The sequence below is a fragment of the Arthrobacter hankyongi genome, assembly GCF_022012395.1.
In the GTDB taxonomy this organism is placed as follows: domain Bacteria; phylum Actinomycetota; class Actinomycetes; order Actinomycetales; family Micrococcaceae; genus Crystallibacter; species Crystallibacter hankyongi.
The window spans coordinates 68,533-81,689 of sequence record NZ_JAKLTQ010000004.1; the positions used below are offsets into that span (position 1 = coordinate 68,533).

The window sequence follows — 13,157 nt, forward strand, 5'->3', positions numbered from 1 at the left end:
GCGGCCTGCCCGGCAAACAGGACTAGTCAAGAGAACATCGAAAGAGGTACCGACAATGAGCAAACCGACAGTGGTGGTGCTTGGGGCGGGAGGCGCGCAGGCGTCAGGACTTATTCGTGGATTGGGTCGTTCCGCCACGGAGCTGCGCCTGATCTGCTGTGACCGCCGGTTCCGCAATGACACGGTCATCGAGGCCGGAAACCAGGAAGTGCAGCAGGTAGAGTTCGACCTTCTGGCAGACCCCGGGAAGCTGCACGAGATTCTCTCCGGCGCCGACTTGGTCGTGAACTGCACCGGACCCTACTACACCCTGGGGCCGGTCATCCTCGATGCCGCAATCGCAGCCGGGACCGATTACGTTGACATCTGCGACGATGCGGACGCGACCGAACTGCTGCTGCAGCGCAACGAGGCGGCCAAGGCGGCGGGAGTCACCGCGCTGATTGGCATGGGCTCGGCGCCGGGGACCACCAACGTGCTCGTCCGGCTCGCCCTCGACGCGCTGCCGCCCGGCGATGCAAGCGCGTCGATTACCTGGTGCGTGGACGCAAAGGACATGGTCGGTGCCGTGGTGCCGCATTTCGCGCACTCGTTCAGCACCGCGATTCCGGAAGCCGGAGGAACCCCGACATGGGAGGAACTCGAACCGCAGCGGGTGAAGTTCCCCGAGCCGGTGGGCGAGCAGCTCGTCGTGACGTTGAGCCATCCGGAGGTGCTCACCCTTCCCCGGTTCACGAGGATCACGGAAGCATCGAATAAAGGAGGCCTCATCCCGGAGGATTTCACCCACCTCGGCTGGGCCATCTCGCGGCTCCCCGAGGGCCAGGACCGTACCGCGGCCATGCACACCATCTTCGAAGCCGCCCGCACCCAGCATGCGGACCGCGAACCCGTGGGATCGGGCCTCATCGTTGACGTGCGCGTTGGCAGCGAAGGGATTTCCTTCCTCTCGGGCGGAAAGATGAGCCAGGAGGATGCAACAGGAACTCCTGCAGCCGCCGGGGCCCTGGTCGCACTGCAGGGGCGCGTGCCGGGCCCGGGCGTGGTGTCACCCGAGGTCCTGAACCCCGCAGACTTCTTCACATCGCTGCGCGAGGTTTCTGCCGGCGGCGGCGGCATGACCGCCTACCGGACCCGCGACGGGGAGATCGTCGAGCACGTGCGGATCCGCGACCTGCTGGCCGCCACCGTCGCCGGGTGAGCCCTGGGTAAAGGGAGCAGGCAGATAGGTGTGGGTCCTCCCGGGCGCGTGAGCGTGCATCGGGAGGGCCCGCCCGGTTCGGACAAGCCCAAATCTGAAACGAAAAACAGGTAAGACAAACGGGGGCTTAGGGATTCGGGTCTGACAAAGTCCGGACGTACCCCGGTGGTCCCGTCCAGCGTGTTTGGGTCCGCCCCTTAAATGCGGCCCCAAACACGCTGGCCACCCAAGAAGGTAAGGAACGAATGCCCATGATCCACGTACGGGCGAAGAATTTCCGGGACGCGCAGGAGCGGCTTGATGCCGCGGAAGGGCAACTGCGGCAGCAGGCAATGCGAAGCCGCGCCCACGGAATCCTGGTCACGAAAATCGGCGCAGGACACTACGTCCTGACGCTGAGTGAGCGTGTCCCCTACGGCTACACCCATGAGGAGTCCGCGAACTTCCACCGCCAGTAGACGGAGCGTGGACGAAGAGTTTTCCGAAACCCGCCGCCTCAGGTTTCCCATACGGCAAGACCGCCGGGGAAGCCGGCGGCGCCGCCCTCCTGCAAGCCGGTTGCAGGAGAGAGGAGGCGTTTGTCCCGGGGATCCCCTGCCCTGGACAAGCGCCACCCACCCTCCGTGGGGAGGGCGCCGGTGTTGTCCCGGGATCCCCCACCCGGGACAACACCGCATTGGATTGGTCTGGCAGTGCTGGCCAGAATCGAACGGTCACCCCACCGCCTGGCCGCCGTCGGGAGGTCCCACAGCCGCCGGTATGGCACAGGCCGGGGTCGGCACATGCCAGGGAGCAGGCGGGAACCGGAGACCGGCCATCCAGACGGGTTCCTGCACAGAGTTCTGGCAGAAACACACCGGCAACACTGGGGCTTCAGTGCCTCAAGCATTGCCGCATACCAACAAGGAGAGAGCAGTGCGTGCTGTATGCGTTACGGGGCTTACCGGGCCCTCGGACCTGCAGGCCGTGGACATCGAAGCCCCGGTGCGTGGGCCTGACGAAACGCTTGTTGAGGTCCGGGCCGTCGCTCCGGCGTTCCCGGATCTTCTCATGACGCAGGGCAAGTACCAGGTCAAGCCGGATCTTCCCTTCAGCCCCGGCTCGGATTTTGCCGGCGTGGTGGTGGAGGCCTCCGACTCGACCGAGTTTTCACCAGGGGACCGGGTGGCCGGTTGTCTCAGTTACGGTGCGGCTGCCGAGTTCTTGTCCGTGCCCAATGACCGGCTGTATCCGCTGCCCGCAGCGATGCCGTTCGCGGACGGGGCTGCGATTCCCATGAATTACCTGACGGCCCACTTCAGCCTGGTCACCCGGGGCGGCCTGGCGCCGGGGGACTGGGTGATGGTCCTGGGTGCGTCCGGGGGTGTGGGCCTTGCCAGCATCCAGGTCGCGGCGGGACTGGGAGCCCGGGTGATCGCGGTGGTGTCCAGCGCGGAACGCGCGGCGGCGGCGCTCAAGGCGGGCGCCCACCACGCCGTGCTGCGAAACGAGGTGCCAGGGACTGTCCGGGACCTGACGGGCGGTCGCGGAGTCGACATCGTCGTTGACGTCGTCGGCGGCGATATGACCAACGCGCTCAGGGCGCTGGCCCCCTTTGGCCGCGTCATGGTCGTGGGGTTCGCGTCCGGCGAGATCCCCACGGTTAAGGTGAACCGGCTGCTGCTCACCAACACCGATGTACGTGGCGTTGAGTCCGACTACCTATGGCAGCAGGGACTCAGTCGAAAGGCTTGGGATGAGCTGATGACACTCGCAGAGGCAGGTTACATCAAGCCCACCGTCCGGGAAGGGGGCTCGCTGAACGACTACGGCCCGGCATTGGAACGGCTCTCCGCACGTTCTGTCGTGGGACGGATAGTCCTGTCTTTGTCCTGAGCCGTTTCGCCCGGCCTGCGCCTCGACCTCTGATGCCGGGGCGGGCAGGCGAGCGGCGGCCGCAGTTGTTAGCATCCACGCCAAATGGGCGGGCGCTTCTCCACAAAGGCGCGGGCCCCTTCCTTGGCGTCGATGGAATGAACAACCTTCGCGACGGTCGGAAGATCGTTCCGCAAGATGCGGAAGGCTTCCTCTTCGCCATAGCCCTCTACCGCTTCGACGACCTCCAAGGTTGCAGCGACCGACAATGGCGCGGATTCGCAGATCGTAAAGGCCAGATCCTTGGCCGCGGCGAGTACCCGGTCCGCGGGAACGAGCCTGTTCACCAGGCCCTATTGCTGCGCCTCCAGTGCGCTGAAGGTCCGGCCCGTCAGCAACAGCTCCAGGGCCACCGGACGTGGCAGGCGGGCCGGAAGGCGGAGGAGGCCGCCGGCGTCGGGCAGGACGCCCAGCCGGGCTTCCGGGACCGCAAACACAGCCGTCTCGGCTGCCACGGCCAAATGCGCTGCCAGCATCAATTCCACGCCGCCCCCGTAGGCTGCACCGTTAACTGCCGCAATGACGGGCTTACCGAGGCCGAACAGTTCCGTCAGGCCGGCGAATCCGCCCGGTCCATGGTCCGCGCCGGAGGCCTCATCCGCTTCGGCCGACTTCAGATCCCATCCCGCACTGAAGAAACGCTTACCGGCCCCGGTCAGGACAGCCGCCCGCAGGGAAACATCATCGCGCAGCATCGAGAAGGCGTCATACAGCGCCCGGCTCGTCGCGGCGTCGATCGCGTTGGCCTTCGGTCGATCGAGCGTGACGACCATGACCGGTCCGTCTCTATCGATATGGACATCGGGCAAACTCATGGGGGCCTCCAAAGCCGGAGATGAATGCCGGGTGCAGGGCAGGAGCGGGCCAGCCCCGGATTTTCTGCCTTCTGCCGGTATTTGCTTGACTGGTGGGAAGGGCATCTATAGATTATTGAATTAACGTTAAATAGACAATAGTCTGTTTGGGCTTGGGTGCTTGCAAGAGAGACGCGGCATTCTGTTCTGCGTCTGTGGCCGAGGAGAGCACCAACCGAAATTCCCTTTGGACTTTGCGCAAGTTACGAGGAGTACCTGCTTTATGAAACAGCACCTTGACGACCGGCCGCTGCCCTTCCCGACACTGTCGGCAGCACTCGCACATTGGGCGGCAGCCACTCCAGGGAATCCGGCCCTCACCGCGGGGCCGGAGGAGCTGACCTATGCCCAGTTGTCGGAGAGAGTCTTCCGTTGCATGGCCTGGCTCGCCGAGCAGGGCGTGAAGCCCGGCAACCGCGTCGTGATCGTGGGCCACAATACGATTGCCTGGGTTGTCCACTACCTGGCCGTTCTGTCGCTGGGAGCCATGATTGCGCCGGCAAACAACAGGCTGAACGCAACACAGTTCGCAGACCAAGTCGATCTGCTCGAGGCGGTGCTCGTCCTGGCCGATGATGCCCATTCGGAAATTGCCTCGCATGTTCCGGCGGAACGGGTCAGGCGGCTCAGCGACGACAACCAGAGTCCGGCCACTGCAGGGTTCCCGTCGCCGGATCCGCGGTCCCCGGCCCTCATCAGCTTTACCTCCGGGACCACCGGAAAGCCCAAGGGCGCCACCCTCACACAGGAGGCGCTGGCTGAAGCCTCCTGGGCTTTCGTCCGCGTACTGGGAACCCACCAGGACGACTCGACCCTTGTGGTCGTGCCGATGTTCCACAACACGGGATTCGTGGACCAGTTTGGCCACATGCTGCTCCTGGGAGCTCGCACCGATCTTCTCTACAAGTTCAGTACGAAGGAGTCCGTCGCCGCACTCTCGGCTCGTCCGGTGACCTATCTGGCGGCAGTTCCGAGCATCATTCGCCTGATCATGCTGGCCGACGGGGCCGACAAAGCCCTGGCCTCGGTGCGGGTCCTTCTCTACGGTGGCTCGCCCATGCCGGGAGCCTGGATCGACGAACTGCTGGCCAAATGGCCGAACCTTCGGCCGTTCCACGGTTACGGGATGACCGAGTACGGGTCGGCCGTGTCGTTCCTGACGCCTGAATATGCCCGCGACTATGGCGAGTCCGTCGGCTTCCCCGTCCCCGGCACGAGCATTCGCATCGTAGGTGAAGACGGGGTCGACGTGGCGCCGGGCGCGGTGGGCGAGTTGTGGGTCCAGGGACCCACAATGATGCAGGGCTATTGGCGCCAGCCCGAGCTGACCGCATCAAAGATCCACGAGGGCTGGCTGCGGACCGGTGACCTCGCCAGAGTCGACGACGGGCTGTACTACATCGAGGGCCGGGTCGACGACGTCATCAACCGCGGCGGCGAAAAGGTGCTGCCCGCCCACGTGGAGGCCGTACTGGCCGGTCTGGAATCGGTGGGACAGAGCTGTGTCTTCGCGGTGCCCGATCCGATCCTGCAGAACCGGGTGTGGGCAGCCATCGAGGAACGCCCTGGACAGGCATTCGATCAGGATGCCGCCCGGGAATCGATGCGGTCGGGGCTTCCTGACTACGCGGTTCCTGAACGGATCGAAGTTCTCAACCCGCTGCCCAGGACGGCCAGCGGCAAGATAGATCGACGCGCCGTGGCAGCCCGCGTCCAGGGCCTGGCGGCCCAGGGGTTGGCACGTCAGGCCTGAGGTGCCGGGAGGGCACCTTGGTTCCTGCGGTTTCCGGCGAAATCCACGCGAGCCTCAAACCAGCTCCGACCAGGCAGACCGGGCCCGCCGTCCGCGCGCGGGTCCGGCCACTGGCCTGGAGCCGTGCCCTCTCCCGGCCAGGGCCTGCCCTGAGTATGGCTGTTCCGTGCCGTTGGCGCCCGGCCTTCCACCGGCTTGTTCGCTATGCTGATCAGGACCGCTGTTGCCATTGGGGTTACGCAGCTGTGCTCCGGCACCATGGGTAATGTCTCCCAACCGGCGCGGCCGGACCGCACCCTTGGATCGCTGCTTGCCCGGCTGCGGCAGCTTGATCTTTGTGGCCCGGGGCGCGGCTGCCGGTCCGGGTCCGCCGACGGTTGGGAATCCTGCCGGCGTGAAGCCCCGGCTGGGCAAAACGGCGAGCTGCGGTACGAAAGGCAGCATTGGGGAAGGCCGTGCAGGACGGAAACCCCTGGCCGACTGGCAGGTTCAGGCGCACTATCCGGACCGAGCATGTCAGGGACACAGCCGCTGCTCCGAATCAACTCCTGCGGTACCGGATCTTCAGCCCTGTACAGAAGGCGCAAGGGCAAGCCGTCCTGCCGGCAACCGATCCGGGGGAGCAAGCCGTGAACATCAGGCTGTGGCATCGGCATCCGCGACAGGGCTTTATGGACTGCCGCATCACCGCGGTGGTCGGCCGGATGAGCGATGCGGTCCCTTGGGCCATACGGAACAACCCGGATGCCGGCGCCTGACGGTCTGCGGCGTTGTTCCCGCACTCTGACATCCGGACTGGAATATTCTCCTCCCGGTTGACGTGCCCTAGCCCGCTTCCGGCACACTCCCGGAGGCGGAGGCCCCCACCATATTCCTCACGAGGCCTTCGTACCGGTTGGCGACCGCCGCAACGGACATTCCGCCCTGCGGATCGAACCAGGTGAACACGTAGTCGCACAGCGTGATGATGGCGAACGCCGTTGTCGTCACGTCGTCCACCCGCATGACACCGCGGTCCTTGCCCGCCTGCAGGACTTCCCCGACCTCGCGCACATACTTGCGCTGCATTTCGAAGACCGAGGCAAGGCGCTCGGGGGGGAGATCGTGGGACTCGCCTCTATACGTCATCGTCAGATCGAAGGCGCGGGCAGCCCCTAGCTGCTGAAGCTGCCAGGTCACGTGGGCGCGCACGATCTGGCCCAATTTGTGAACCGGCTCCTCCTCCGTGATCGACTCCCGGACGTGGCCGAGGAAGTCCTTCATGGAAGCGTCGAGTACGGAAACGTAAAGGTCATCCTTGGAAGGGAAGTACCAGTAGAGGGCCGGTGCGGACACCCCCAGTTCCTGGGCGAGGGCCTTCATGCTGGTTCCCGCATAGCCATACTGCAGAAACTTCTGCAGGGCCACCTTCATGACCCGGTCCCGGCCGATTGTATCTGCGCTGCCCGCAGAGCGTTTGCCCCCAGCGCCCGTCCTGCTGGCAGTTCGACTCAGTACCATTCACGAATCCTTATCTGCTGACGGCCTACGATTTTGCGGGCCGCGCCAGCGCAACCGCGTCTGGCGGCCGATCGACGATCCCTCATCAACGAGCTTAACGCCCATCAAGCGTTTCGCACCATACGCTGAGGTCAAATCGGCGTTTTGGAAGGCCGAGGGACAAATCGGCGTTTAGGAAGTGAAGGCGTACCTCCACGGCCAGATTGCGCCGCCCCGACAGGCACGGCAGGTCCGGCAGAGCATACGCCTGCCTCCCGAAGGTGCTTCGCGCCTCGGCCGCGTGGGCTGCGGCGTGCGCACCGGGGAGGGGTGGGCGTCCGGCTCCTCGGCGCGGTGCCGGTTTCCGCCCACGCCGCTGCAGGAACGCCTGCGGGGCGTCTTCACGGCTTTGGAACGGCCTGCCCTTGTGCGTCCGCCGTCCTTGCATTGGCTTCACGCGCCGGATCCGTCGACGGCGGGGCCGGAGGCCACTTGAAGGGCCCGGCTTGCTCCCGGACCAGCCGCCGGGCCGCGGGGGAATGGTTGCAGCCGCAGGCCGCCGAGGCGTCATCCCAGCCTGGTTCGCAAGATCGCCAAGACCTTCCATGGTTTTCGTGTACCCCCAGAGGCTGGCACAGGAAAACCACGGAACGGACGGAAGCGGACCAGGGCCGGCAGGCCCGCGGTCTTAGTCCAGGTCCCCGAAGAAGCTTTCGACCTCGTGCTGGTTCATGTCGCTGAACCAGCACTCGACGATCTTGCCGTCGGCGAACTTGTACAGCCCCAGGCGGTCGGTGGAGACGCTGCGGTCACCCTTGGTCCAGACCTCGTGGACCATCAGGAGCACCCCGTCGTCCCCGGCCAGCAGGACCTCGTTCTGCCCGCCGACCTCCCAGGTGTCGGTGTAGTCGGCAACACGGCCGATCCAGTCCTTGGCGAAGGCATCGCGGCCGTGATAATCCCCGGCAAGCGGGCCATTGCCGCCCATGTGGACAACCACGTCATCGGCAAAGAAGGCAATGCCGGCGGCCTGATCTCCTCGTTCCCATGCCGCGTGGTAATCATGCAGGAGGCTGAGGGAAGACTCTTTGGACACGTTCTCTCCTTGTTGTTTCGGGCAGTCGATCAATCTTATGAGCGTTAAATTCATTGGGAGACGCCCTGTTGTCTGAATGTCTGCTCGATTATGGCTGTTTCCGGGCGCTCAAGGCAATAGCTTGGCTGCGTGAGAAAAAAGTTCTTGACCTATCTCCTTAATGGTGATTCAGTTCATACAGCCGCGTTACTGCTCCTGCATGAGCACGAGCACGATCACGAAAGATACCCTCATGACCGCCGAACCCACCGTCAAACAATCGGAGCCTTCGTCCGGCCGCAAGGAAACCCGCCTTTCGGGCCGGATGGGCATGGCCTCGCTTGTCCTTAGTGTTCTAGCCTTCTCCGCTCCAATCGTGTCCGTCTCCGGATACATACCGTTCACGATCATCTTCGCCGGGCAGGCCGCGCCGGTGGCATTCGCCGTGGCGACCGTGCTCCTGATGATTTTCGCCGTGGGGTACATCGCAATGACGCGCACGCTGCCCACACCTGGAGCTTTCTACGCCTACATCACCTCAGGGCTGGGCAAGGCCGCCGGACTGGGCGCCGCCTTCCTTGCCGTGATTGCCTACCTGGCCTTACTGGCCGGGGTCTACGTCTTTGCCGGCATTACCGCGACCTCACTCATCGCCAGCTTCGGCGGACCCGAGACCCCGTGGTGGCTGTGGTCCCTGGTGAGCTGGGCAGTCGTGGGCGTCCTGGGGTATTTTCACGTCGAACTGTCCGCGAAGGTCCTCAGCCTCGTTATGGTTCTCGAAGTGGCCCTGGTAATGATTTTCAATGTCGCCACCCTAGCCAGGGGTGGAGCCGAAGGACTGAGCCTCGCACCGTTTAGCCCTGCCGAGTTCGCCAAGGGCGACATGCCCATCACGATGGTCTTCGTTGTCATGGTCTTCATCGGCTTCGAAGCCACGGCCCTCTACCGGGACGAGGTCAAGGCACCGGATACTACAGTTCCACGCAGCACCTACCTTGCGGTCATCTTCATCGGGGTGTTGTACACCCTTTCCTGCTACGCTCTCGTCTCGGCCTATGGCAGCGCAGCCGTCGACACGGCTACGAACGAGCCGGCCACCATGTTCGGCAACGCCATAGGGCACTTCGTGGGACCTGCGTTCTCCCAGATCGCCTTCGTTCTCATTGCCACTTCGGCAATTGCGGCGTTGCTCTCCATTCACAACGTGATCGCCCGCTACGTGCACAACCTTGGCACCGACCGTGCCCTGCCTTCATATCTCGCACGCGTGCACCCCCGACATAAGTCGCCACACACCGCCTCGACCACCGTATCGGCCGTTGTCGCCATTGGACTTATCCCGTTCCTGCTGGCCGGTACGGACCCGTCCGTGCTGTACGGCCAGTTCGGCGGCCTGGGGTCGACCGGCATTCTCGCACTCATGGCGCTGGTGAGCCTGGCCGTAATCGCTTGGTTCCGGCGCCGCCGGGAACTGCGTTCAAAATTCACGGTCTGGAACGTGGTTGTAGCACCCTTTATAGCGTTCGCTGCATTTTCGATCATCATTGTCCTGGTGATTCTGCACTTCGAGCTCGTGGTCGGCGGTGATGCCGGACAAAGCCTCGGACTGCTGCTGGTCCTTGCAGGAGCTCTCGTGGCAGGCATGGCCGCTGCGATCTACTTCCGCATTGCACGTCCGGAGATCTATGCGCGCCTGGGAACCGCCCGTGGGCAAACCGATGAGGAATTCCAGGATGAAATCGCAACCTCATCTGCCGGGCAGCGCTAGGACGCCGGCTTGATCTCGTAAGTTGAGCGACGGCGGACTCTTCAGGAAATCCGGACTCTTCGTCGTATCCGGAAAGGCGTGGCAGTTGACGGGCCGCTGGTGGCTCGGGCCAAGTCATTCAGCGTCATCAACCACGGGTCGTATAGTGCTTGCGCATCCCTTCACCGTCGCCGCACCAGACCCAAACCTATTTGTCCGAATCTGGGAAGCCAAACCTTCCCAGGTCATAACAAAGGAGAACCCCGATATGATGCAGCCCAACTATCGACGACTCGAAGGCCGCAATGCCATCGTGACCGGTGCCGGCCGCGGCATCGGCCAGTCGATCGCCCGTAAGCTCGCCATGGAAGGTGCGGAGGTGTTGGTCGTCGGCCGTTCACTCGGGCCGCTGGCCGATACGGTCACTGCGATCGAGAGCGCCGGCGGACGGGCCTGGGCGCTCTCCGCCGACATCTCTTCCGAGGAGGATGTCAAGCGGGTGATTACGTCTGCGCTGGAGCGGTGGGGGCAGATCGACGTTCTGGTAAACAACGCCGCGGTGTTCGACGAGCCGCCTTTCCTTGAAGTCGATGCTGCAACCATCCGGGAGATTTTCGACATTAATGTCGTCGGCACCTTCCTCATGTCACAGGCGGTGGCCAAGGGCATGGCCGACAACCGAAAAGGCTCCATCATCCATATTTCGTCCATCGACGCGCTCGGCGCGGACGGACCCGTTACGGCGTACTCGGCCACCAAGTCCGCCGTCGTGAGCATGGCACGGACGATGACCATGGAGCTCGCTCCGTTCGGGGTGAGGATCAACTGCGTCGCGCCCGGCTTCGTGAACACCGATATGGTTCACAAGACCTCCACACCCAACGTGCTTGAACACATGCTCAATGACTTCACCCGGGTGCCCATCCGCCGGCTGATCGAGCCGGAGGAGATTGCCGCAGCGGTTGCTTTCCTCGCTTCCGATGAGGCCTCGGCTATTACCGGCGCGAATCTGGTCGTCGACGGGGGCCTGACCTCGAACCTGTTCGTGATGGAGACGCTGCCGGAGCCGATGATTCCGCTTGGGGGCTGACGACCAGGATGAGGACAGAATGTCCGCCGGGTGTTGTCCCGGCGCCGGCTTTCCGCTTCGGGTCGCCGGTGCTGAGGTGCCTCAGCGTACAACGAGCGCAGTCAACTCGACCGAAACACCTGGTTCGTCACATCGTGCGTCATCTAATTCTCGTCACACATCCATCTGGATCGCATTGTCCTGGATCCGCCCCAAAGAGCCTCGTAGCCATAACTGTCGAGATCGATGGAAACCTGCCTTGAGCGGGCCGGTAGGCGGTATTCAGTACTCCAACGACCGAGTCGAGGACACACTTCAACCAATCCAAGCGTATTGACCACGGTTTCCTGATGCGCCTGATCATCGAGGAAACCATCGTCAATACATCAACATCAGCCGCTCGGCACCGCCCGGCATGATGGCCCCTATCGCCGGCCGCACTCCATTCCACCTCGCATGACCGGACGGCAGAATCTGCCAGAAAGTGATCCTCACAGCATGAATCCAAATACGGGTCCCCGGCCACCGATTTCTTCTTCCGCTGTAACCGGGACGTCCGGCGGCAGAGGACGGATGTCCGGCAAGACAGTCATAGTCTCCGGCGGGGCGCGGGGAATGGGTTCGGCATATGCCTGCCGGATCGTGGAGGAAGGCGGCCGGGTGCTCATCGGCGACGTGCTGACCAACGAGGGACGGAAGCTGGCCGAATCCTTGGGTGATGCGGCCCGCTTCGTCCCGCTTGACGTGACCCGGGAAGATAACTGGCATCAGGCCGTCGCTATGGCGTCGGAGCACCTCGGGCCACCGACAGGACTCGTGAATAACGCCGGGATCCTGCTCCAGGGCACCTTGGAAAGCACCTCCGACCAGCAATGGCAGCGGACCATTGACGTGAACCAGAAAGGCGTCTTCCTCGGCATGCAGGCGGCTGCAGGGGCGATGCGCACTTCCGGCGGCGGTTCCATCGTGAACATTTCCTCCACCGCGGGAATGATTGGTTTCACGGACTGCTTTTCCTATACGGCATCGAAATGGGCCGTTCGGGGCATGACGAAGGCTGCGGCCCTTGAGCTGGCTCCGTACGGCATCAGGGTCAACTCCGTGCACCCCGGTGATACCCTGACGGACATGATTGCCGGAGCGGTCGGGGACACCGGCGCTGTCACAACGCCGGCCCAGATTCCCTTGGGACGCTATGGAACCCCGTCCGACGTAGCCCAGCTCGTGCTGTTTCTGCTCTCCGACGAGTCCGGCTATATCTCAGGCGCCGAACACGTCATTGACGGAGCAGCAACCGCCGGAGCATTCCTGTCGTAGCGGGCGATGGCCGGCACTGTCTTAAACCTGTCGAAACGACAACAAGCCTTCGCCTGGCCGGACAGCGGAACTCCAGCCGTGCCTTCGAACCTGGAGATCCGGTCAGGCAGGAGGCGCCGAATACCCAGGCTAAGGTCCTGTCGACGAACCTTTCCATGGACCTCAAGCAGGCAGCTAAAGAGCGGTTTACTTGTGGGTGCCTAACCCGCAGCACCGTCAGGCCATTTACAGCATGCCTTCTCATGCCCGAGCCAGAACGGGATTGGCCGCGGACTAACTCGGCCGCAGCAAGTCAGAGCGGCTTGTCATAGCGGGATATGAGACACACCGAAGATCAGAACCTGGAAACGCCGATGAAAGGAGGGCATGTCGACTCCCAGAGATCGAGGGGAGAGCACCTCCCGGTACGCGACATATGCGCCGTCCACTCGTCTGGCGTTTAAGTGCCGATAACCGTGAATATGACGGTTAGTACCATCGTTGATGATGACGCCAGGGGGCCGAGCAGGCCTTGGCAAATCCGCGTCAGACGAAGGGGCGGCGGTACTGTCTCGACCAGCAGATAGGCGCTGCTCCAGCCGCCCGTCGATAGCCTATTGCGTGGTCTGAGCTGTCGCTGCTTGCGTCGGTTCATGGAGTGCCAACGCTGCCCTTGAAGATTCAGAGAGAAGTGGCCGCCTCCGGGGCAGCGTGGTGCTGCCATGTCGCTCATGCCGCTCCTGCGGTGTCTAGTCGGTGGGATACAAAG

Annotated in this window: 9 protein-coding genes and 1 pseudogene; 7 read left to right on the forward strand and 3 right to left on the reverse strand. The window is 63.6% G+C overall.

Annotated features, from left to right (window positions below; genetic code table 11):
- The first annotated feature begins 55 nt into the window (after nt 1-55).
- The 3 genes from LVY72_RS07960 to LVY72_RS07970 all read left to right on the forward strand — a co-directional run bounded on the left by LVY72_RS07960 (nt 56) and on the right by LVY72_RS07970 (nt 3,076).
- Nucleotides 56-1,201, forward strand: a complete 1,146-nt coding sequence (locus LVY72_RS07960; RefSeq protein ID WP_237819480.1) for a saccharopine dehydrogenase family protein — start codon at nt 56-58, stop codon at nt 1,199-1,201.
- A 251-nt stretch (nt 1,202-1,452) separates the two neighbouring features.
- The gene (locus tag LVY72_RS07965; RefSeq protein ID WP_237819482.1) at nt 1,453-1,659 is read left to right on the forward strand and encodes a hypothetical protein; all 207 of its coding nucleotides are present in this window, start codon (nt 1,453-1,455) and stop codon (nt 1,657-1,659) included.
- 457 nt (nt 1,660-2,116) lie between these two features.
- Entirely contained in the window at nt 2,117-3,076 is a 960-nt protein-coding gene (locus LVY72_RS07970; protein WP_237819483.1) for an NADPH:quinone oxidoreductase family protein, read from the forward strand.
- Between the two features lie 68 nt (nt 3,077-3,144).
- Here the strand turns inward: LVY72_RS07970 and LVY72_RS24605 are convergent.
- A pseudogene (locus LVY72_RS24605) lies at nt 3,145-4,035 on the reverse strand (enoyl-CoA hydratase-related protein).
- A 157-nt stretch (nt 4,036-4,192) separates the two neighbouring features.
- On the opposite strand from LVY72_RS24605, the gene LVY72_RS07985 reads away from it, so the two are divergent.
- Nucleotides 4,193-5,722, forward strand: coding sequence for a class I adenylate-forming enzyme family protein (locus LVY72_RS07985; RefSeq protein WP_237819489.1), 1,530 nt, complete (start codon nt 4,193-4,195; stop codon nt 5,720-5,722).
- Between the two features lie 825 nt (nt 5,723-6,547).
- Here LVY72_RS07985 and LVY72_RS07990 read toward each other — a convergent pair.
- Both LVY72_RS07990 and LVY72_RS07995 read right to left on the reverse strand, forming a co-directional pair.
- Nucleotides 6,548-7,135, reverse strand: coding sequence for a TetR/AcrR family transcriptional regulator (locus LVY72_RS07990; RefSeq protein WP_237819491.1), 588 nt, complete (start codon nt 7,133-7,135; stop codon nt 6,548-6,550).
- A gap of 754 nt (nt 7,136-7,889) precedes the next feature.
- On the reverse strand, nt 7,890-8,297 hold the full coding sequence (locus LVY72_RS07995; RefSeq protein ID WP_237819493.1) for a nuclear transport factor 2 family protein: 408 nt from the start codon (nt 8,295-8,297) through the stop codon (nt 7,890-7,892).
- Nucleotides 8,298-8,529: 232 nt separating this feature from the next.
- Between LVY72_RS07995 and LVY72_RS08000 the strand changes: the two genes are divergently transcribed.
- The 3 genes from LVY72_RS08000 to LVY72_RS08010 all read left to right on the forward strand — a co-directional run bounded on the left by LVY72_RS08000 (nt 8,530) and on the right by LVY72_RS08010 (nt 12,409).
- A complete protein-coding gene (locus LVY72_RS08000) occupies nt 8,530-10,044 on the forward strand; it encodes an APC family permease (RefSeq protein WP_237819495.1) in 1,515 nt (504 codons plus the stop codon).
- A 247-nt stretch (nt 10,045-10,291) separates the two neighbouring features.
- Nucleotides 10,292-11,113, forward strand: coding sequence for an SDR family NAD(P)-dependent oxidoreductase (locus tag LVY72_RS08005; RefSeq protein ID WP_237819497.1), 822 nt, complete (start codon nt 10,292-10,294; stop codon nt 11,111-11,113).
- Nucleotides 11,114-11,665: 552 nt separating this feature from the next.
- The gene (locus LVY72_RS08010) at nt 11,666-12,409 is read left to right on the forward strand and encodes a glucose 1-dehydrogenase (protein WP_237819499.1); all 744 of its coding nucleotides are present in this window, start codon (nt 11,666-11,668) and stop codon (nt 12,407-12,409) included.
- Nucleotides 12,410-13,157 lie beyond the last annotated feature (748 nt).

Bases quoted from the DNA above. Each gene is read 5' to 3' on its own strand.
- LVY72_RS07960 (WP_237819480.1), top strand. From the start codon at position 56: ATGAGCAAACCGACAGTGGTGGTGCTTGGGGCGGGAGGCGCGCAGGCG.
- LVY72_RS07965 (WP_237819482.1), top strand. From the start codon at position 1,453: ATGATCCACGTACGGGCGAAGAATTTCCGGGACGCGCAGGAGCGGCTT.
- LVY72_RS07985 (WP_237819489.1), top strand. From the start codon at position 4,193: ATGAAACAGCACCTTGACGACCGGCCGCTGCCCTTCCCGACACTGTCG.
- LVY72_RS07990 (WP_237819491.1), bottom strand. From the start codon at position 7,135: ATGAAGGTGGCCCTGCAGAAGTTTCTGCAGTATGGCTATGCGGGAACC.
- LVY72_RS08000 (WP_237819495.1), top strand. From the start codon at position 8,530: ATGACCGCCGAACCCACCGTCAAACAATCGGAGCCTTCGTCCGGCCGC.
- LVY72_RS08005 (WP_237819497.1), top strand. From the start codon at position 10,292: ATGATGCAGCCCAACTATCGACGACTCGAAGGCCGCAATGCCATCGTG.
- LVY72_RS08010 (WP_237819499.1), top strand. From the start codon at position 11,666: ATGTCCGGCAAGACAGTCATAGTCTCCGGCGGGGCGCGGGGAATGGGT.